Annotated in this window: 16 protein-coding genes; 9 read left to right on the plus strand and 7 right to left on the minus strand. The window is 68.4% G+C overall.

The genetic code is table 11. The features are described from left to right. Position 1: 1 nt before the first annotated feature. Together AC30PD_RS23250 and AC30PD_RS23255 are read right to left on the minus strand one after the other, a co-directional pair. Complete coding sequence (locus tag AC30PD_RS23250) at positions 2-1630, minus strand: ShlB/FhaC/HecB family hemolysin secretion/activation protein (protein ID WP_489538082.1); 1629 nt, start codon at positions 1628-1630, stop codon at positions 2-4. A gap of 4 nt (positions 1631-1634) precedes the next feature. Next, on the minus strand, positions 1635-3704 hold the full coding sequence (locus AC30PD_RS23255; protein WP_489538083.1) for a CHAT domain-containing protein: 2070 nt from the start codon (positions 3702-3704) through the stop codon (positions 1635-1637). A 311-nt stretch (positions 3705-4015) separates the two neighbouring features. Here AC30PD_RS23255 and AC30PD_RS23260 point away from each other — a divergent pair, with 311 nt between their 5' ends. The 3 genes from AC30PD_RS23260 to AC30PD_RS23270 all read left to right on the plus strand — a co-directional run bounded on the left by AC30PD_RS23260 (position 4016) and on the right by AC30PD_RS23270 (position 7229). Beyond that, positions 4016-4693: a response regulator transcription factor gene (locus AC30PD_RS23260; protein WP_489538084.1), complete on the plus strand. Its 678-nt coding sequence runs from the start codon at positions 4016-4018 to the stop codon at positions 4691-4693. A 43-nt stretch (positions 4694-4736) separates the two neighbouring features. Further along, positions 4737-6539, plus strand: coding sequence for a hybrid sensor histidine kinase/response regulator (locus tag AC30PD_RS23265; RefSeq protein ID WP_489538085.1), 1803 nt, complete (start codon positions 4737-4739; stop codon positions 6537-6539). A gap of 87 nt (positions 6540-6626) precedes the next feature. After that, complete coding sequence (locus AC30PD_RS23270; protein WP_489538086.1) at positions 6627-7229, plus strand: hypothetical protein; 603 nt, start codon at positions 6627-6629, stop codon at positions 7227-7229. A 7-nt stretch (positions 7230-7236) separates the two neighbouring features. Here the strand turns inward: AC30PD_RS23270 and ssb are convergent, their stop codons facing one another. Continuing rightward, positions 7237-7737, minus strand: coding sequence for a single-stranded DNA-binding protein (gene ssb, locus AC30PD_RS23275; RefSeq protein ID WP_489538087.1), 501 nt, complete (start codon positions 7735-7737; stop codon positions 7237-7239). 81 nt (positions 7738-7818) lie between these two features. On the opposite strand from ssb, the gene recQ reads away from it, so the two are divergent. Then, on the plus strand, positions 7819-9795 hold the full coding sequence (gene recQ, locus AC30PD_RS23280; protein ID WP_489538088.1) for a DNA helicase RecQ: 1977 nt from the start codon (positions 7819-7821) through the stop codon (positions 9793-9795). A 9-nt stretch (positions 9796-9804) separates the two neighbouring features. Here the strand turns inward: recQ and AC30PD_RS23285 are convergent, their stop codons facing one another. Further along, positions 9805-11286, minus strand: coding sequence for a vWA domain-containing protein (locus AC30PD_RS23285; protein WP_489538089.1), 1482 nt, complete (start codon positions 11284-11286; stop codon positions 9805-9807). 149 nt (positions 11287-11435) lie between these two features. Here AC30PD_RS23285 and AC30PD_RS23290 point away from each other — a divergent pair, with 149 nt between their 5' ends. From AC30PD_RS23290 to uvrA, 3 genes are all read left to right on the plus strand, one after another. Further along, on the plus strand, positions 11436-12083 hold the full coding sequence (locus tag AC30PD_RS23290; protein WP_489538090.1) for a sigma-70 family RNA polymerase sigma factor: 648 nt from the start codon (positions 11436-11438) through the stop codon (positions 12081-12083). Next, the gene (locus AC30PD_RS23295) at positions 12080-13267 is read left to right on the plus strand and encodes a hypothetical protein (RefSeq protein ID WP_489538091.1); all 1188 of its coding nucleotides are present in this window, start codon (positions 12080-12082) and stop codon (positions 13265-13267) included. Before AC30PD_RS23290 ends, AC30PD_RS23295 begins: the two co-directional genes overlap by 4 nt. Before the next feature lie 75 nt (positions 13268-13342). Further along, positions 13343-16333 carry an excinuclease ABC subunit UvrA gene (gene uvrA, locus AC30PD_RS23300; RefSeq protein ID WP_489538092.1) on the plus strand — a complete coding sequence of 997 codons (2991 nt, stop codon included), beginning with the start codon at positions 13343-13345 and terminating at the stop codon, positions 16331-16333. 9 nt (positions 16334-16342) lie between these two features. On the opposite strand, the gene AC30PD_RS23305 is transcribed toward uvrA, so the two are convergent. Continuing rightward, on the minus strand, positions 16343-17473 hold the full coding sequence (locus AC30PD_RS23305) for a YbdK family carboxylate-amine ligase (protein ID WP_489538093.1): 1131 nt from the start codon (positions 17471-17473) through the stop codon (positions 16343-16345). Next, positions 17473-18651 (minus strand): cation:proton antiporter, encoded by a 1179-nt coding sequence (locus tag AC30PD_RS23310; RefSeq protein WP_489538094.1) that lies wholly within the window; start codon positions 18649-18651, stop codon positions 17473-17475. The genes AC30PD_RS23305 and AC30PD_RS23310 overlap by 1 nt, the downstream gene beginning before the upstream one ends. 142 nt (positions 18652-18793) lie before the next feature. Between AC30PD_RS23310 and AC30PD_RS23315 the strand changes: the two genes are divergently transcribed. Next, positions 18794-19396, plus strand: a complete 603-nt coding sequence (locus AC30PD_RS23315) for a 2-hydroxychromene-2-carboxylate isomerase (RefSeq protein ID WP_489538095.1) — start codon at positions 18794-18796, stop codon at positions 19394-19396. Continuing rightward, positions 19393-20304 (plus strand): amidohydrolase family protein, encoded by a 912-nt coding sequence (locus AC30PD_RS23320; protein ID WP_489538096.1) that lies wholly within the window; start codon positions 19393-19395, stop codon positions 20302-20304. The genes AC30PD_RS23315 and AC30PD_RS23320 overlap by 4 nt, the downstream gene beginning before the upstream one ends. 78 nt (positions 20305-20382) lie before the next feature. Here AC30PD_RS23320 and AC30PD_RS23325 read toward each other — a convergent pair whose 3' ends face one another. After that, a complete protein-coding gene (locus tag AC30PD_RS23325; protein WP_489538097.1) occupies positions 20383-20799 on the minus strand; it encodes an SWIB/MDM2 domain-containing protein in 417 nt (138 codons plus the stop codon). Positions 20800-20801: the final 2 nt, after the last annotated feature.

Below are 20801 nucleotides of genomic sequence, written 5' to 3' on the forward strand. Positions count from 1 at the left end.
ATCAGAAGGCCTTTTGAACTTGCACCATGACCCGCGGGTCGGAAGCGTTGGTGTCGGACACCGGTGGGTCGCCCATGCGCCACGCGACCGCCCCGCGCACCGTGATCGCCCACGGTGCGCTCCAGGTCAGGCCGACGCCGGTGCCACGCAGCGTGCGCCGGTTGCGCACGTCACCCGGGTTGGGCTTGTGTGCCTGCTCGCCATGGCCGGCGTCGTGGAAGAGCGCCAGCACGAGATCGTCGGTCGCGCTGTAGCGCCACTCGACGCCGCCGATCCAGCCGGTGTCGACCAGCACTTCGCCGCTCGGGTAGGCACGCACTGCGCGGTCGCCGCCGAGCGCGAGTTTTTCGGAAGGGTCGAGGTTGTGGCTGGCGACCTGCCCGACCAGCGACACGAACAGGTTGTGGCGCCCGAACAGCGACTGCAGCCGCGAAGCCGTCAGGCCGAGCTTGGCGAAGTTGCCTTCGGTGCGGTAGCCGGTGGCCGGGTCCTGGTCGAGCGAGCGCGTGGCGTCGTTGTTCAGGTCGAGGCGGCCGAAATAGGCCGTGGCGCCGGCGTTCACGTAGCCACCACCGAAGAGCATGTCGCGCGCTTCCCAGGTGATGCCGAGCGACGCGGCGTTGACACGCTTGTCGCTGTCTTGCGCAACCGCTTCGGTCTTGTCGCGCAGCGCCTTGGTCTCGATCACGGCGCGCAGGAACATGTTGCGGCCGCGGCTGCGCAGCAGCGGGTACACAGCCGACACGTCGAACACCCGCGCCGTGCCGGTGGCGCCGAGCGCGGCGAACTGCGCGCCGAGTTCGTAGCCGACCCGGCTCACACCGGCGCCCAGGCGCAGGCCATCGGCGCCGAGCGGCGCCTCGTACGACAGGCGGCCGAAGGTCTGGTGCGCGCCCGAGCTGCTCATCAGCCGGGCGTCGAGGTTGTCGCCGATGCCGAACGGGCTGGCGTAACGCAAGGTCGCCGACAGGCGCTCGCGGCCCGAGGCGTCGGTGCCGTAGTTGTCGGCTTCGATCGACGCCTGCCAGCGCTTGGGCGCGGCCGACACCTCGACCACGAGGTCGGTCGTGCCAGTCTCTGCACCCTGCTCCAGCCCGGCCTGCACTTTCAGGCCCGGCAGGTCTGACAACAACAGCATCGTGCGTTCGTAACTCGCCTGCTGCAGCGCGGCGCCGGGCTTCAGGCGGCCCAGGATCGCGCTGACCCGCTCTTCGCTGGTGGGCGCGTCGGTCGCGACTTTCAGCTGCACCTTGCCGAGCCGGCCTTCGAGCACGCTGATCTCGGCCTGGCCGTCTTCGATCTTCTGTTGCGGCACGAGCGCCTGCGCCAGAAAGAAGCCGCGCGCGCGGTATTCGAGCGTCACGAGTTCAGCGAGTTTTTCCAGGTCGGCCAGCGTGACGCGGCGGCCGATGTAGGACGCGGCCAGCGTGCTGACCTGGTTGTCCTGCAGCTCGGTCATGCCGCGGAAGACGATGCCCTTGAGCACGAACTCCGCGCTCTTTTCGGTCGACGGGGGCGGTGTGGCGGCCGTGGCGGTCTGCGCCTGCGCAGCGGCGCAAGCGCACAACGCGGCGGCGGCCAGTGCGCTCAGGGCGCGGCGGTGGGCTGGGCGAAGGGTGGCTGCGGGCATGGTCTTATCGTTCAAGGGTCAGACGCCAGTTGCCGATCAGGTTGAACGGCGCCCAGAAGAACGGGTGCGCCAGCTTCGGCGTTTTCAGCACCGCGAGCTGGCCACTCTGCATGGCGCTCTGCAGGTCGGCGCCCTGGCTCAGACGCTGGTACACGGTGTCCATCAGCAGCGAGGTGGCGTCGTCGGCCACCGGCCAGAGCGAAGCGATCATCGACTCGGCGCCGGCCGAGAGAAACGAGCGCGGGAACCCCAGCACTTCGTCGCCGGTGGCGATGCGCCCGAGCGCCGATTCGCAGGCCGAGAGCGTGACGAGCGCCACCTTCGACAAGTCGAGCGTGAGCACCTCGCTCGCGTCGAGAAAACTCTGCCGCTGGTTCTCGTTGGCGAGCAGGATGCGCGAGCGCAGCGGGTCGATCAGGTCGGCTTCGGCGTGGGCGGCCACGTGCAAGACACGTGCATCGGAGGCCACCTGCTTGAAGCGCGTCTTGGTCGCTTCCGCGCCCATGTAGCTGGTGGTGCTGCGGAAGGTCTTGGCCAGCTGGCCGACTTCGCGGTCGGCACCCGGCAGGTCGTAGCGCGCCTCGATCTTCGGGTTGCCGAAAGCCACCACCTGCGCCGGCGTGTTCGACTTGCGCGCCACCAGCTGCGCGGCAATGCTCATCGACGGCACCGCCGCGATGCGGTGGCGCTCGATCAGGTAGACCCCGCCGACCCGCAGCGCCTGGAACGGCAGGTAGTGCAGCGGGCCGTGCGGCACGACCACGAGTCGCTCGCCGCCGGCCAGGCCGAGCGGCCCGATCAGCTGCGCGCCGAGCTTGTCGGCCTGGGTGAGCGCGACACGCCGGCCTTCGGTGATCGACTGGCGCAATTCTTCGACGGCGGCGGCCAGTTCGGCACGGGCGATCGGGATCGTGAAGGCACGCACCGCGTCGCGCGACACCACCCAGACGGCGAGGCGGTCGTTCAGCGAGTGGTACTGCAGTACACGTTCATCAGGAGCGAGCAGCGCCTGCAGCGTGCTGGCGTTGACCGCACTCAGCGCCGTCTGCGCCACCGGCGCGCGGCCGCGCACCGCATCGAGGAAGGCACGGGCGCGGCTCTTTTCGCTGATGTCCAGGGCGCGTGCCGCATCGCCCAAGTCGAGCGACAGGCCGATCGCCCGTTCGAACAGGGTTTGCAGGTCGGAGAACAGGCCGAGCTTGACCTCTTCGCTGCGGAACTGCGCGCGCACCGTGTCGAGGCTGTCGAGCGCCTGCAACAAGGCGTCGGAAGCGGCACGTTTGTCGCCCAGCGCGAGCTGGGCGTTCGCCACACCTTCGAGCGCCCACAAGCGGTGATACGGCGAATCGAACCCGGCATTGCGCGCCGCCAGCGCCTGGTAGGCGGCCAAGGCTTCGGGGGCCCGGCCTTCGGCGAGCAGCAGCCGGGCGTGCGAGCGGTCGAGCTGGGCACGCAGCGCCTGGTTGTTGTCGGGCAGCACCACAGCGTCGAGCACGCTGCGGGCGCGTTTCAGGTCGCCCGCGTCGAGCAGCGCGTTCGCGAGCGAGCCCATCACGAGCGGCCGGAAACGATCTGAACTTTCTGCCGCGGCGCGTTCGTAGCTGGCGATGGCAGCCGGGAAGTTGCGGCGCCGCGCCTGCACGTCGCCAATGATCTTGTAGGCGGGGCCGACCACGACCTTCGGGTCCTTGGCCTGGTGCGTCAGCGCCTGTCGCGCGAAGAGCTCGGCCTTGTCGAGGTCACCGCCGTAGCTCATCACGATCGCCAGGTCGCGCTTGGCCAGCGCCAGCAGGTCTTCGTTGCTGCTGTCGACCGCGAGGTGCAAGGCTTTCGACGCCGCGCGCAGGCTTTGCCTGAACTCACCGGCTTCGGCCAGCGAGACGGCCTGGCTGCAATATTGGTAACCGGTGAGCTTGATCGGCTCGGCCGCGTAGAGGGCCGCACCTTCGGCCGCAAAGCCGAGGATGGTGTCGGCGTCTTGCAGGCGCGCCTTGTTGAGCTGGACCATCGAGCGCTCGACGTCGGCGAACTGCGTCTGCGCGACGGCCCACGAACCGACGGCCAGCAGAATCAACGGCGCCAGACGGAGGGTAATTCTCGGGACGAACCTCAGTGCAACCACGCGGCCTCCTCACGGTAGCGCCGGACTCTAGAAGGCCGTGCCGGGCCAGTCCAATGACTTTAGTTAGGGCAATTCCGGCCCCGAAACCCGTTGCCCGGCGCGGGCCCGGCACGGTGTGCGCACTGCGCCACGCACCCCCCTAGGTTGAAGTTGGCGCAGTCGGGGCCCGAGCGAACTGGCGGCGTCGGTCTGCCCCGCCAGACAGCCGTTTCGCGCGGGGCCGCTATGCAAGAATGCGCTCGATCAGCAGCTCAAGGCCCGTCATGTCAGTGAACATCGCTCCGGCAGACAGTGCGACCCTGGCGTCGGGCGGCCGCCACAAGGTGCTGCTGGTCGAAGACCACGATCTGGTGCGCATGGGCGTGAAAGCGCTGTTCAGCGGCACCGACGGCGCCCACATCGACTGGATCGAAGCTTCCACGCTCGCCGACGCGCTGCGCCTGTACGGTGAACACCAAGATGTTGCCGTGGTGCTGCTCGACCTGAACCTGGCCGACTGCAAGGGCCTGCACGGCCTGTCGCAGATGCTCGCGGTGCACCCCGGCGCGCGGGTGCTCATCCTGAGTGGCACACAAGACGAGTTCGTGGTGCGACAGGCCAAGGCGATGGGTGCGGCCGGGTACCTTCACAAGGGCGGTTCGCCCGACCCGATGCGCGAGACGCTGCGGGCAATCCTCGAGCTCGACCCGGCCGGGGGCTCGGCGCCGGCGCGGCCAGTGCAGGCGTTTCCGAAGTTCCCGTCGGCGTCGAGCTACGACCGCGTGGCCGAACTCGGCGCAAGGCACCTCGAGATCCTGGAACTGGTGCTTTCGGGCTGCACCAACCAAGAGATCAGCAACTCGACCAAGCTGTCGCTCGGCACCGTGAAGAACTACGTCTCCACCATCCTGCTGGCGCTCGATGTCAAATCGCGCTCGCACCTGATCAGCCTGTTCCGTTGAACGCCGCAGGCGCCGGCGCGGCAGTGAAGCGGAGCCTCGCCGCATGAAGATCGTCAGGCCGCAAGGCCGCGCCCCCGGCTCGGTGGTTCAGGCCGCCGCGGGCCAGCCGCTGCTCGCCGACGACTTCATCGACCGCAGCGTGATGCGCGCGGAAGTCAAGCGCCTCTACGACAACGCGATTCCGGCAGCCGTTGGCGCGGTGGTGGTGGCGCTGGTGTTCTGGCTCATGTTCTACGGCCACACCCACGACCCGCTGGTGCTGGTGTGGGCGGTGCTCGCGCACGGCTGCCAGGCGGCGCGGCTGGCGGTGCTGGTCTCGTTCCAGCGTGCCAAGGGCACGCGCCGCGAACCGGCCGTGTGGCTGTTCCGCTACCGCGCAGCGCTGTTCTGCATGAGCGCCACCTGGGGGCTGGCGCCACTGATGTTCCTGCCTGCCGGCGACCTGGCCTACACCGCCATCCTGCTGCTGGTATTGCTCGGCGTGGCGGTGAGCGGCATCACCGCCATCGCCACCGACCGCCTTTCGGTGATGCTCTGGATCGTGCCGCTGATGGGCCCAGCGCCGCTGGCGCTGCTGTGGCACTACAGCCCGGCCAATCTGGGGCTCGCGGCGTTCGCCCTGCTCTTCATCTTCGTCAACCTGACCTACGTGCTGAAGCAGAACCACGTGCTCAGCACCACGCTGCGCGCGCAGTTCGAGAACGCCGCGCTCGTCAAACGCCTGAACGAACAGGTCGAGCTGACGGCCGCCGCCAGCAAGGACAAGAGCCGCTTTCTCGCTGCCGCCAGCCACGACCTGCGCCAGCCGCTGCACGCGTTGAGCTTCTTCGGCTCGACGCTCGAGAAGCGCATGGCGAATTCGCCCGACCTGCCGCTGATTTACAACATGATGCGGTCGATCGAGGCGCTCGACAAATCCTTCAACGCGATCCTCGACGTTTCAAAGCTCGACGCGCAGGCGGTCGAGCCGCACCCGCAGCTGTTTCCGTTGCGCGACCTGTTCCGGCGCCTGCAGATGAGCTTCGGCGGGCAGGCCGAAGAAGCCGGACTGCAACTGCGCTTCAAGCCCGGCGGCAAGGTCGTCAAGAGCGACCCGCAGTTGCTGGAGCGTGCGCTCGCCAACCTGGTGCAGAACGGGCTGCGTTATTGCCACAGTGGCGGCATCGTGGTGCTGGCGCGCAACTGGCGCGGCGGCACCAACATCGAAGTGTGGGACACCGGCATCGGCATTCCGGAAGCCGAGCTGCCGAAGATCTTCGGCGAGTTCTACCAGGTCGAGAACCCCGAGCGCGACCGCAACAAGGGCCTGGGCATCGGCTTGGCCATCGTGGCGCGGCTCACGCTGCTGCTCGACCACACGCTCACGGTGCAATCACGCGTCGGCCAGGGCAGCCTGTTCCGCATCTGGATCAAGGGCTCCGACCTTGAGCAGATGGAAGAATTCACCGTCGGCTCCGACACCGTGCCGACACGCATCGACGACATCCGCACCATTCTGTTCATCGACGACGAAGAAGCGATCCGCACCAGCGTGTCGGACCTGCTGCGCCAGTGGGGCTACACCGTGCTGGCCACCGCCACCGTCGACGAAGCCCGCCGCGCGGCGCTGAACCACGATTCGGTGATCGACGTGGTGATCTCCGACCTGCGGCTGCGCGGCGGCGAAGACGGCATCCGCGCCATCGAGCAGATCCGCCAGGTGTGCGGCTACACGGTGCCGGCGGTGCTCGTGACCGGTGACACCGCACCCGACCAGGTGCAGCGCATCCACGAAAGCGGCCACATCGTGCTGTTCAAGCCGGTGCGGCCGAAAGACCTGTACGACGTGCTCAAACGGATCGTTTGAGCGAGGCGGCAACCTCTGTTTGCAGGATGCACGCCGGTGCGGCGTCGGCGGAAGATGTACCTTCCCAGCAAACTCGAGGAACCTACCGTGAGCGAAGACCCGTTGAAAGGCATGCAGCCGACCTACATCGTCTTTCACAAGTGGCTGGCCGCGAACCGGACGAAGATCGCCGCGAAGCGGGACCGGACCGTCATTTATTCGGGAATGACGGAGGGCCGAGTCAAGATCTGGACCCAGCTCCCCAAGTACGAGAGACTCCTGACGCAGGAGTTGGGCAAAAATCCCCGCTGGGAACCGATCGAAACCGTGCTGAAGAAGCTGAAATGCACCTTGCCAAGCTACAAGGGTTCGCTCCAGTTGCCCGACGGTGTCGCGACCTTCAAGACCATGTGGGGCTTTGCCTGCAACGCCTACAAGGCAAACCTCGTGACGCTGCACGAGAGCCAGCAGATCTGGAAGAACCTGTCGGCCTGGTACGTCAAGAACGCGGTCGGTGAAACCTACGTCTTCGCGGGCAGCATCCTGAAGAAGTACCCCGACCTGCTGCTGGCGGAGATCCCGGTGCTGATGAAGAACAAGTCCATCTCGGTCGAGTCTCAAGAACGCGTGATGAAGTTGATCCCCAGCAGCCGGGCCGCCTGGGAAAAATACCGCGCCGACAGCCCGAAAGGCCGCATGGCCGGGCGTTGAGCAAGTTCTAGAACGGAATGTCGTCGTCCATGTTGTCGAAGCCGGTCGTCGACTTCGGCGCGGGGCGCGACGCCGGCGCCGAAGGGCGGCCAGCCGGGGCCGAGCGCTGCGGCGCGCTGCGCTCGCCGTAACCACCCCCGCCTTCGTCGCCACCACCGCCACCGCCCATGCCTTCACGGCCGCCGAGCATCTGCATTTCGGTCGCGACGATCTCGGTGGTGTACTGGTCCTTGCCTTCCTTGTCGGTCCACTTGCGGGTGCGCAGGCGGCCTTCCACATAGACCGAGCGGCCCTTCTTCAGGTACTCGCCGGCGATTTCGGCCAGGCGGTCGAAGAAGACGATGCGGTGCCAGTCGGTCTCTTCCTGCTTCTCGCCCGATTCCTTGTTCTTCCACTGGCGTGTGGTCGCCACGTTGACGTTGCAGATGGCGCCGCCGCTGGGCATGTAGCGCACTTCCGGGTCCTTGCCCAGGTTGCCGACGATGATGACTTTGTTGACCGATGCCATGGTGGTGCTCCGCGGGGTGTGCGATGGGGTTGGTGCAATTATCGCTCCCCGACCCCGAGCCACCACCACCCGCAGGCGGGAATGGCGGGTGCACTCGCCCGGCTGCCCCCGAAGGTGCGGGGGCGCCGCACGCCCCGTCCCGTACCATCGCGGCTTTGCCGTCGGCCTGACCCCTTGACCACCCTCGCCTCCACGTCCCCCGAGACGATCCTGCACGACGTCTTCGGCTACAGCGCTTTTCGTGGCGCGCAGGCCGAGATCGTCGACCACGTGGTGCGAGGCGGCGACGCGCTGGTGCTCATGCCCACCGGCGGCGGCAAGAGCCTGTGTTACCAGGTGCCGGCCATCGCGCGCCACCGTGCCGAGCGTGGCGTGGCGATCGTCGTCAGCCCGTTGATCGCGCTGATGCACGACCAGGTCGGCGCACTCGAAGAAGCTGGTGTGCACGCGGCCTTCCTGAACTCTTCGCTCACGCTCGAAGAGACGCAGAAGATCGAGCGCGAGATGATGGGCGGCCGGCTCGTGCTGCTCTACGTGGCACCCGAGCGCCTGACCACGCCGCGCATGCTGGCGCAGCTCGATTCGCTCGAAGAACGCGGCCTGCTCAGCCTGTTCGCGATCGACGAAGCGCATTGCGTGAGCCAGTGGGGCCACGACTTCCGTGAAGACTACCTCGCGCTCAACCTGCTGCACGAGCGTTACCCCGGCGTGCCGCGCATCGCGCTCACCGCCACCGCCGACGAGCTGACCCGCGCCGACATCATCGAGCGCCTCGCGCTCGGCGAAGCGCGCGTCTTCATCAGCAGCTTCGACCGGCCGAACATCCGCTACGCCGTGGTCGAGAAAGACGACGCGCGCAAGCAGCTGCTGCGTTTCATCCAAGACGAACACGAGGGCGACGCCGGCATCGTGTACTGCCAGTCGCGCAAGAAGGTCGACGAAACCGCGGCCTGGCTGAACACCGAAGGCATCAGCGCCCTGCCGTACCACGCCGGGCTCGACGCCGATGTGCGGCGCAAGCACCAGGACCGTTTCCTGCGCCAGGAAGGCGTGGTGATGGTCGCGACCATCGCTTTCGGCATGGGCATCGACAAACCCGATGTGCGCTTCGTGGCGCACCTCGACCTGCCGAAGAACATCGAGGCCTACTACCAGGAGACCGGCCGCGCCGGCCGCGACGGCCAGCCCGCCGACGCCTGGATGACCTACGGTCTCGCCGACGTGGTGAACCAGCGCCGCATGATCGACGAGAGCCCGGCCGCCGAAGAGTTCAAGCGTGGCCAGCGCGGCAAGCTCGACGCGCTGCTCACCCTGGCCGAAGCGCACGACTGCCGGCGCGTGCGCCTGCTCGCCTACTTCGGCGAACAGAGCGAACGCTGTGCGCCCTATCAGAACGCCTGCGACAACTGCCTGAACCCGCCCGCCACCTGGGACGCGACCGAAGCCGCGCGCAAGGCGCTGAGCTGCATCTACCGCTTTCATCAAAACCGCGGCCAGCGCTTCGGCGCCGGCCACCTGATCGACGTGCTGCGCGGCAAGAGCACCGACAAGGTCACGCAATACGGGCACGAGAGCCTGAGCACCTTCGGCATCGGCGCCGACGTGAGCGAAGCGCAATGGCGCGTCGTGCTGCGCCAGCTGATCGCGCTCGGCTATCTGCAGACCGAAGGCGAATACAACACGCTGGAGCTCACGGCCACCGCGCGCGACGTGCTGCGTGGCGACGTGCAGATGCTGCTCCGCGAAGCGAGCGCCACGCCCAAGCGTTCGAAGGCCGGCGGCCGTGTGACGAAATCAGGGCGCGGCGGCAAGGACAAACCACCGCCGCTGCCGCTCGACGAACAAGGCCTGGAGCGCTTCGCCGCGCTGAAGGAATGGCGCGCCGAGGTGGCACGCGAACACAACCTGCCGGCCTACGTGGTGTTCCACGACGCCACGCTGGCCGAGATGGCGCAGGCGCAACCCGATTCGCTCGACGCGCTGGCGCAGGTCAGCGGCGTGGGCGCGAAAAAGCTCGAAGCCTACGGGCGCGAGATCCTGCGCGTGCTCGGCGGCTGAACGCGTCGCTCAGCCGCGCCCGAGCCGCGCCATCTCTTCGCCGACCAGCCGCAGCACCAGCTTGTCGAGCGTCTGCACCGAATAGTTCTTCACGTCGTGCACGGTCTGCGTGCCCGGGCCGCTGGTCGGGTCGACCGCGTTCTTGTAGGTCAGGAACACGAAGCGCCCCGCGGTGTACTGAGCGAGCTGGCGGAAGACGTATTGGCCCACCGGGTCGAGCCCGCTCGCGCCGACCGCGAACAACTTGATGCCCTTGGCCAGCGCGGCCTGCATGTCGGTGCCGTACTGCGGGCCGCCGTAGTCGAGGTGCGGCGGCGCGTCGGCCACCATCACCACCAGCCGCGCGGCGTCGCTGCGCCAGGCCAGGCCGTGCACGACCTCGTGCAAGGCTTCGTTCAAGGCTTCGGGTGTGTCGCCGCCGCCCTGGGCCTGCACTTTCGCGAGCAGCGCCTGAAAAGCGCCCAGGTCGTTGGTCAGGTCGTGGGTGCGCGTGATGAAGGCATCGCCACGGTCGCGGTAGGCGACCAGGCCGTAGCAGATGTCGGGCTGGCCGGGCAGCTGCGCGATCTGGTCGGCCATCGCGCGCATCGAGCTCTTCAGCTTGCCGATCTCGTCGCCCATCGAGCCGGTGGCGTCGACCATGAAGACGAGGTCGAGGCGCGGGCGCTGCGGGCCACGCGTTGCGTCGAGCCGCACCTGCAGCGCGTTCGCCTGGCCACGCACGAGCGTGGCGCGCGCCTGCGTGGCGCCCTTGCGCACGGCCACGCCCAGCAGCGGCTCGGCCGAGAAGGCCGGCGCGATGAATGCGCGCGGGTGCAGCCACACGTGGCCGGCGGTGTCGGTGCGGGCCCACATCACCGGCTCGGCCACACCGGCACGCTGCACCGCCACTTCGGCGTCGTGCACCGGGCGGCCGGCGGCGTCGAGCACTTCGAGCAGATAACGCTCGCTGATGTCACGGTCACGCACCGGCTGCTGCGTGTTGCGATGGCGGTAGGCGAGGTAGGCGCCGAAGTCGGCGTTGTCGTCGACGACCCCGGCCGTGACGACGGCGTCGACCGGCGCCTGTCTCGCGGGCGCGATGGCGTCGCTCAACGGGCGCATGCGTCGTTCCGACTCTTCCTTGGCGGCGGCCGGCGCCGCGGCCCTGGGCGCAGCGCGGCCTGCACTCGACGCCACCGCCTCGGCATCGGCCCGCCGCTTGTCGCCCGAGTCCTTGCGCAGGTGCCAGGCGGCGTCGTTCTCCTGCGCGCTGCGGCCCGGCACTTCACGCGTGGTCGGTGCACGCTGGCAATGGTTGGCCGAAGGCGGCTCGAAGGCCGGCGGTGTGAAGCTGCCCGGGGGTGTGGGCGGCGCGTCTTGCCAGGCCGGTGGCCACGCGGTGGGGGCGGTGGCAGCGTGTGCGCTCTGTTCATCGAACGAAGCAGCGCAAGCGGCCAGCGCGGCGATCAGCAACAGGGCCGGGGCGGCGGTGAAGCGTGGGAGTTTCATGGGTTTGTCCTGGGGTGGTGGGTGCGGGTGATACGCCGCTGCCCGCAAGTCGGGGTGAAGGCGACGCCGCGCATCGCCTCGGTGAAAACACTTCACCCCACCCACACCCACCGGCCGTATCAGGTTCGAATGAGGCAGACTTCTTACCGATGCACAGCACGCCCGAACCCGACGACGACACGCTGATGGCCGCCTATGCCCGTGGCGACGCTGCCGCCTTCGAGCATTTGTACGAGCGCCATCGCGCCGGCCTGTACCGCTTCGTGCGGCGACTGCTCGGCACCGCGCTCGCCGCGCAGACCGACGAGGTGTTTCAGGACACCTGGCTGCGTGTCGTGAAAGCGCGCAGCACCTGGTCGCCCCAAGGTGCGAGCTTTCGCACCTGGCTGTTCACGCTCGCGCACCACCGCGTGATCGACCTGCTGCGGCGCAGCGGCCGCGAGGTCTCGATCGACGCGTTCGAGAGCGGCGGCCAGGAACCGTGGGAGCCCGATGCCAACGCGTGGCAGCACTGGCCGGCACCGGCGAGCGCCGCGCCGCACAGCGAAGAACTCGCGTTCTGGCGCCGCGCCGGCGAACGCCTGCTGACCTGCCTCGAGCAACTGCCGCTGCCACAGCGCAGCGCCTTCCTGCTGCACCACGACGACGGCCTGGCCCTCGACGAGGTGGCCACCGCCCTCGAAGTCGGCTTCGAGACCGCGAAAACACGGCTGCGCTACGCGATGAAGAAGTTGCGCACCTGCATGGGCGCCTACCTCGCGCCCGTGCTCACGAACGCGGGGGTTGACGCGTCATGAGCCCGCGCGACGAAGACCGCGACGCCTGGCTCGCACAGGCCCTGCGCCACGCGCCCGACGCGAACGCCGACGCACCGCCGGCACTCAGCGCGGCGATCCTGCGTGAAGCGCGGGCCGCGGCGCCTCGACCGGCCGCTGCTCGTGCAGCGCCCGCGCTTGAGTCGCGCGGCCCGCTGCAGTGGCTCGCTTCGGTGGGGGCCTGGCTCGCGCGCCCGCCGGTGGCGGCCGGTTTTGCCAGCGTGATGGTGGCGACCCTGGTCGGGGTGATGTGGTGGGACCAGCCGCTCGACGCCACCCTGCCCCGCGAGCCCGAGGTGGTCTCTTCGACGCCACAGGCGCGCGCCGATGTCGTGCCGCCCGCCGTGCCGCCCGCCGTGGTGGCCGCCGCGCCGCAGGCCACGCCGGCCGAGGCGGCTGCGCCCCGGCCCGCCGAAATCGCCGCCCGCGGCCGCCTGGCCGACAAGAAAGAAGCCGCGAAGAAAGAATCCGAGACGCGCGATGCCGAGACCAGCGCCCGCGTGTCGCGGCCCGCCGTCGAACTGCCGCGGCAACGCGCCGAAGCAGACACCGCACCCGCAGTGGCCGCGGCGGCGCCACCACCTGCCGCTTTCCCGGCCGCGCCGCCGGCGCCGGCACCGCGGGCCGCCACCACCGCCAACGAAGCACCCGCCCCTTTCGCCGAGCGGCGCGAGCGTGCGGCGCCGGCCGCAAAAGCAGCGGCCGAGCTGTCGGCACCCGCCACCACCGCCGCCGACTCGGCCACGTCGCCGCGCGACGCCCTGCGCGCCTCGCAGGGCGCCGCGAGCCCCGCGCTCGCCAAGGCACGCGTGGCCGGTGCCGGCGATGCGCCGCTGGCCGCGTTGCGAGCGGGTATCGCGCCACAGCCTGAACGCTGGCGCTGGCAGCGCGGTGCGGGCGCGCCGCAGCCGATGACCCCGGCCCTGCAAGCCTGGCTCGCCACGGCCGAAGCCAGCACCGGCGCGCTCTGGCGGGTGGACGCAGACGGCACGCCACGCGAGCCGGCGAACAGCGTGCGGCTCTTGCGCGACAGCGTGCTCCAGGCCACGCTGGGGTTCAGCGGCAACGCCTTGTGGGTCGAGGCCGCCGGCGCTTCCTCGTCGGCCGCGCTGAGCGCGAGCGAGGCCGGTTCGCTGCGCCAGGCGCTCGACGCGGCCACGCCCTGACACAAGCTCCGAGGCGCGGCCACCGGCCGTGCGGGCACGGGTCGTTATCATGATCGGTTTTGCCGCGCCCACACGATGCCCGACCTGCCTGAAGCCTCTGCCCCCTCAGCGCCGAAAGAGGCCACGCAGCAGATCCGCGTTCCCTCCGTGGAGGTCGCGAACGCTATTCGCGTTCCGTCCGCTGAGGTCGCGAACGCTATTCGCGTTCGCGGGGCCCGCACCCACAACCTGAAGAACATCGACCTCGACATCCCGCGCAACCAGCTCGTGGTGATCACGGGGCTGTCGGGTTCGGGCAAGAGCTCGCTCGCGTTCGACACGCTGTACGCCGAAGGCCAGCGGCGTTATGTGGAAAGCCTGTCGGCCTACGCGCGCCAGTTTTTGCAGTTGATGGACAAGCCCGATGTCGACGTGATCGAGGGCCTGTCGCCCGCCATCAGCATCGAGCAGAAAGCGACCTCGCACAACCCGCGCTCGACCGTCGGCACCGTGACCGAGATCCACGACTACCTGCGCCTGCTCTATGCCCGCGCCGGCACGCCCTACTGCCCCGACCACCAGCTGCCGCTGCAGGCGCAGAGCGTGAGCCAGATGGTCGACGCCGCACTCGCGTTGCCTGAAGACACCCGCCTGATGGTGTTGGCGCCGGTCGTGCGCGACCGCAAGGGCGAGTTCACCGAGCTCTTCGCCGACATGCAGGCGCAGGGTTATGTGCGCTTCCGTGTCGACGGCACGGCGCATGAAGCGGCCGACCTGCCGAAGCTGAAGAAGACCGAGAAGCACGACATCGACGTGGTGATCGACCGCGTGAAGGTGCAGCCCGGTTTGCAGCAACGCCTGGCCGAAAGTTTCGAGGCGGCCTTGCGCATCGCCGACGGCCGCGCCGTGGCACTCGAGATGGACACGGCGAAGGAGCACTTGTTCTCCAGCAGGTTCGCCTGCCCGGTCTGCAGCTACTCCCTGAGCGAGCTCGAACCGCGCCTGTTCTCGTTCAACTCGCCGGTCGGTGCCTGCCCCACCTGCGACGGCCTGGGCCACACCACGGTGTTCGACGCCGACCGGGTGGTCGCCTTCCCGTCGCTCAGCCTGGCCAGCGGCGCGGTGAAGGGCTGGGACCGGCGCAACGGCTACACCTTCTCGCTGCTCGAGAGCGTGGCGCGGCACTACCGGTTCGACATCGACGCCGCTTTCGAGCAACTGCCGAAAGACGCACAACACGTGCTGCTGCACGGCTCGGGCGAAGAGAACATCGAGTTCGTCTACGAAGCCGAAGGTTCACGCGGCAAGATGCGCAGCGTGAAACGGTCGCACCCTTTCGAGGGCATCTTGCCGAACCTGTCACGGCGCTTTCGCGAGACCGACTCGGCCGCGGTGCGCGAAGACCTGCTGCGTTACCAGAGCGCCAAGCCCTGCCCCGACTGCGAAGGCTCGCGCCTGCGCCGCGAAGCGCGCCACGTGTTCCTGGCCGATGCGGCCAGCGGCGAGCGCGAGCCGATCTACCGCGTCGAACACTTCACCTTGCGCGAGTGCCTGGCTTACTTCGAGAAGCTGAAACTGCAAGGCGCCAAGGCCGAGATCGCCGACAAGGTGGTGCGCGAGATCCGCTCGCGCCTGAAGTTCCTGAACGACGTAGGGCTGAACTACCTGAGCCTCGACCGCAACGCCGATTCGCTTTCGGGTGGCGAGTCGCAGCGCATCCGCCTGGCGTCGCAGATCGGCTCGGGGCTCACGGGCGTGATGTACGTGCTCGACGAGCCCAGCATCGGCCTGCACCAGCGTGACAACGAACGCCTGATCGGCACGCTTCGCCACCTGCGCGACATCGGCAACAGCGTGCTGGTGGTCGAACACGACGAAGACGCGATCCTCGCCGCGGACCACGTGATCGACATGGGCCCGGGTGCCGGCGTGCACGGCGGGCGCGTGATGGCGCAGGGCACGGCGGCGCAAGTGGCCGCCAACCCGGCCTCGCTGACCGGTCAGTACTTGTCGCGCGCGCGGCGCATCGCGGTGCCCGCACGCCGCGTTCCGCGCCGCGGCCAGGCCTGGGGCGTGCACGGCGACGGCCCGACCGAGCTCCGCATCGTCAACGCACGCGGCAACAACCTGAAGAACGTATCGGTCGAGATCCCGGTCGGCCTGCTGACCTGCGTGACGGGCGTGTCGGGTTCGGGCAAGAGCACGCTGGTCAACGACACGCTCTACGCCAGCGTGGCGCGCAAGCTCTACAACAGCCACGCCGAGTCGGAGCCGGTCGACGAGATCAGCGGCCTCGAGGCCTTCGACAAGGTCATCAACGTCGACCAGAGCCCGATCGGCCGCACGCCGCGCAGCAACCCGGCCACCTACACCGGCATGTTCACGCCGATCCGCGAACTCTTCGCCGAGATGAACACCGCGAAGGAGCGCGGCTACGGCGCCGGCCGCTTCAGCTTCAACGTGGCCGGCGGGCGTTGCGAAGCCTGCCAGGGCGACGGCGTGCTCAAGGTCGAGATGCACTTCTTGCCCGACGTGTACGTGCCCTGCGACGTGTGCCACGGCAAACGCTACAACCGCGAAACGCTCGAGGTGCTCTACAAGGGCAAGAACATCACCGACGTGTTGAACCTCACCGTCGAAGACGCGCACGCGTACTTCAACGCCGTGCCCAACATCGCGCGCAAGCTGCAGACGCTGCTCGACGTGGGCCTGGGCTACATCCGCCTCGGCCAGAGCGCCACCACGCTCAGCGGCGGTGAAGCACAGCGCGTGAAGCTCGCGCTCGAACTGAGCAAGCGCGACACCGGCCGCACGCTCTACATTCTTGACGAACCCACCACCGGCCTGCACTTCGCCGACATCGACCTGTTGCTGCGGGTGCTGCACCAGCTGCGCGACGCGGGCAACACCATCGTCGTGATCGAGCACAACCTCGACGTGATCAAGACCGCCGACTGGATCGTCGACATGGGGCCGGAAGGTGGCGCGGGGGGTGGCACGGTGGTGGCACAAGGGACGCCGGAAGAGGTGGCGGCAAACCCGGACAGCTTCACCGGGCGATACCTGAAGCCGCTGCTGGCGGCCTGAGCCGCGCCGTCAGACGCGCGGGCCGAAGCGCAACGCGCGCGCGCTCTCCTGCACCATGCTCTGCGGGTTGCGCGTTTCGCCATACACCTTGCGCAAATGCGTGGCGTGGTTGCCGTCGCGCGCGGCGCAGCGTTCGATCTCTTCGAGTGCGGGCAGGCTTTCGAGCGCCACGAAGTGCGGCGCCACCTTGCGCAGCGTGGCCAGAATGTCTTCGCGGATCGTGCGGCTCTCGCGCGTCTGCGGGTCGACCATGGTGCCGTCCAGGCCGAAGCGGCAGGCCTGAAAACGGTTGAAGGTGTAGACGAGGTAATCGTCTTCGGTGGGCACCGGCTGGTCGCGTTCGAGCAGGCGGCTGCACAGCGCCTGCAGGTAACACGCGAGTGCGGCGGCGCGCTCGACGGTGAGCGGCGTGTCGCACACGCGCAGCTCGATCGTCCCGTACTCGGGCTTGGGGCGAATGTCCCAGTAGAAATCCTTCATCGACTTCACCACGCCGGTCGCTTCCATCTTCGTGAAGTAGCCGTTGGCGAATTCGTCCCAGCTCAGCATGAAGGGCGCGCGGCCGCTGAGCGGGAAGGCGAACACCGAATTGAGCCGCGCCGAGTCGAACATGGTGTCGACACCCTGAAAGAACGGTGACGAGGCACTCAGTGCGATGAAGTGCGGCACGTAGCGGTTGAGCGAATGCAGCAGGAACATCGCGTCGTCGCCCGAAGCGCAACCCACGTGCACGTGCTGGCCGAACACGGTGAACTGCTTGGCGAGGTAACCGTAGAGCTGAGAGATCTGCTGGAAGCGCGGCTTGGCGAACACACGCTGCTCCGACCAGCGCTGGAACGGGTGCGTGCCACCGCCGCAGAGGTCGATGTTCAGGCGGTCGCAGGCTTTGACGAGCGTGTCGCGCATGCCACGCAGCTCGGCGAGCAGCGGCGTGTGGCGGGTCTGGATGCTGGTCGCGATCTCGATCATGCTCTGCGTCATCTCGGGCGTGACGGTGCCCGGAAAGGGCTTGCGCGAGAGCAGCTCCAGCAGGTCGTTGGCGCCCGAGGTCAGATCGAAGTCGACGGTGTTGACGAGCTGCAGTTCGAGCTCGACGCCGAGCGACAGCGCGCTGGACTGGCCGAAGGGTTCCAATGGCATCAGTTCTCCTCGGGGTGCGCTTCGCGGGCCCACAACAGCGCGCGCTGCGTGACCCAGGGCCCGACCACTTCGAGCAGCACGAGCAGGCCGACGATCACCGGCAGGCTCTCGCGCGCCAGGTCGAAGCCATAGGTGCGGCTTTCTTCGAGCAGCAGCAGCACGAAGGCCGACATCGGCATCAACGCGAAGCCGGTCAGCGCGCCCTTGCGGAAGGTGGTGCCGCTGAAACGCGCGAGGCTCACGTTGACCAGCGTGTGCGAGCCCGTGCGCACCACCAGCAGCGCCACGCCGAGCAGCAAGCCGGCGGCCAGGCCTTCCCAAGACAGCAGGCTGCCGATGTAGACGAAGAGGAACACCGCGAGCAGGTCGCCCAGCACGCCGAAGTTGCGCTGCGCGTGGCTCAGCATGATGCGGCGCTCGCGCGCCACGGCGCCGAAAGCGAGCGCGGCCAGCAGCGGCGAGAGCTGCAGGGTCTGCGCGACGCCGGCCAGCAGCAGCACGCAGATCGCGAAAGTGACGGTCGTGCTCTGGCTGCTGGTGGCCAGGCGGTTCAGGGCCGGCGCGATCACGCCGGCCACCGCACCGGCCAGCAGCGACAGCACGATCACGTAGACGCTGTTGAACAAGGCCTTGCCGAGGTCGCCGCTGGTTTCGAGGTGCCAGTAGCCGACCACGAGCTTAAGCAGCAGCACCGCCAGCAGGCAGTTGAGTGCGCACAGGTGCAGCAGCCGCTCGGTCACTTGGCCGGCGCTGCGCAGCTCGTGCGTCACGCGCATCACCGCGGCCGGCGAGGTGGCCACGCACAACGAGGCGAGCACGAGGCGGTGGTCGATCGCCAGGCCGAACTGGCCCGCCACCCAGAACACCGCGCCGAACGTGAGCGCGGCCTGCAAGACGCCCGCTGCCAGCACCCAGGGGTTGTGGCGAAACCAGCGCGGGTTGATGCGGTAGCCGAGCTCGAACAGCGTGAGTGCGAGCGCCACGTTGGCCATGAAACCAAGCGACGCATGAGAAGCCACTTCACGCGAGAGGCCCGTGCCGGCCAGCACGAGACCGGCCAACCCGTAAGCGCAGACCCGCGGCACGCGCGCGAAGCGAAAGGCCCATTCACCCGCCAGCCAGGCCGCCAGCAGCATCACGGGCCAGGCCACCACCGGCCCGAACTGATCCCAGTTCACAAGGTTTGTCTCGATCTTTTCATCCGCTCAATCTACAACGCCAGCGTGGCAGCGTCTGTAGGACTGATGCGCGAGATGCGCCCTGCCCGCGCACGGGACGCGCGGGCTCGATAGACTTCTGCACCACCTTCGAAGGAGCGCCGTGAGCACCACCGTCGACTACTACTTCTCGCCGCAATCACCCTGGACGTACCTCGGCCATGAACGCTTCGCCAGCATCGCGCGGGCCGCTGGCGCGCAGATCCAGGTCTTGCCGGTCGATCTGGGCAAGGTGTTCCCCGTGTCGGGCGGCCTGCCGCTGGGGCAGCGGGCGCCGCAGCGGCAGGCTTATCGGCTGGTCGAGTTGCCCCGCTTCAGCCAGCACCTCGGCGTGCCGCTCAACCTGCATCCGAAGTATTTCCCGGTGGCGAGCGACGCGGCCTCGCGCGTGATCATCTCGGTCGAGCTTCACGACGGTACTGACGCCGCGATGGCCATCGCCGGTGCCGTGATGCGCGCCGTGTGGGTCGAAGACCGCAACATCGCCGACGAACAGGAGCTCGCGCTGATGCTGAAGACGCTCGGGCTGCCGGCGCAGCGCGCCGACGACGCGCACTCGGCAGCCGTGCAAGAGCGCTACGCCGCCAATTCGCAGCGCGCCATCGACGCAGGCGTTTTCGGTGCGCCGAGTTACGTCGTGGAAGGCGAGTTGTTCTGGGGCCAGGACCGGCTCGACTTTCTGCAGCGGCGCCTGGCAAAGGCATGAGCATGACTCCGCGCAACATGCTTCGACGCCTCGGCCTCGGCGCGCTCGCGTTGTTTGCCCTGGCGATGAACGCACGCGCCGAACCGTATGCCGGCCCGCTGTTCGACACGCACCTGCACTACAACGAAGAAGCCGTCGGACCTTACCCGATGGCCGATGTGCTCGGCCGAATGCAGCGCAGCGGCGTGCGCGCGATCGTCGCCAACAGCCGGCCCAACGACGGCACACGCGCTCTCGCCACCGCGCTCGACGCGACCCGCGCCGCCGGTGTCACGGTCGTGCCCTTCGTGCGCCTGTACCGCAACCGCGCCGACTACAGCGGCTGGTTCAAGGACGAATCCATCCACACGATGGTGCTGCAGCAGCTCGCCGCCGGCACGCCCTCGGGCCCGTTCCGCGGCATCGGCGAGTTCCATCTGTACGAGAGTGCCAACGCCAACGGGCCCGTCGCACGCAAGCTGATGCAGCTGGCGCAGGCGAAAGACCTGGCCGTGCTGGCGCACGTCGACGACGACGCGATCGACCTGCTGATGGCGCACGCGCCCGACGCGAAACTGATCTGGGCCCACACCGGCATCGGCGGCGCGCCGGTCGCACGGGTGCGCGCGCTGCTGCTGAAGTACCCGAAGCTGATGGGCGAGCTGTCGTACCGGCCAGGCCTCACCGACGGCAGCGGCCACCTGAGCGCCGACTGGAAAACGTTGATGCTCGAATTTCCGGGCCGCTTTTTGGTCGGCTCCGACACCTGGGTCAACGCGCGCTGGGACAGCTACGAAGCGCTGATGACGCAGGCGCGCCTGTGGCTCGGCGACCTGCCGCCGGCCGTGGCCAAGGGCATCGCGTGGGGCAATGCCGCGGCGTTGTTCGGCCTCAAGGAGCCAGCCGACACGCGCAACTCGCGCCCGTGAAGAACGCGCCCTCGGCGCGTTCGGCCATGAAAAAAGCCGGTGCAAGCACCGGCTTTCTGTTCAGGCGCGAAGCGCCGTTCAGCTCAGGTGACCGTTGATCAGCTTGGTCATCTCGAACATCGACACTTGAGCCTTCTTGAAGATTTCCTTCAGCTTGGCGTCGGCGTTGATCATCGTGCGCTTGGCTGCGTCTTGCAGCTTGTTGGCCTTGATGTACTCCCAGACCTTCTTCGTGACTTCGGTGCGCGGCACCGGCTTGGAGCCGATGATGGCAGCGAGGGCAGCGCTCGGGGTCATGGCCTTCATGAAGGCGGCGTTGGGAGTGCGCTTCTTGGCGGGGGCCTTCTTCGCAGCGGCCTTCTTTGCAGGAGCCGCCTTCTTCGCAGCCGGAGCCGCCTTCTTTGCAGCGGCCTTCTTCGCCGGAGCCTTCTTGGCGGCCGGAGCCGCCTTCTTCGCTGCCGCTTTCTTCGCGGGAGCTTTCTTCGCAGTTGCCATGT

Source organism: Rhizobacter sp. (assembly GCF_032229685.1).
In the GTDB taxonomy this organism is placed as follows: Bacteria; Pseudomonadota; Gammaproteobacteria; order Burkholderiales; family Burkholderiaceae_C; genus LMDS01.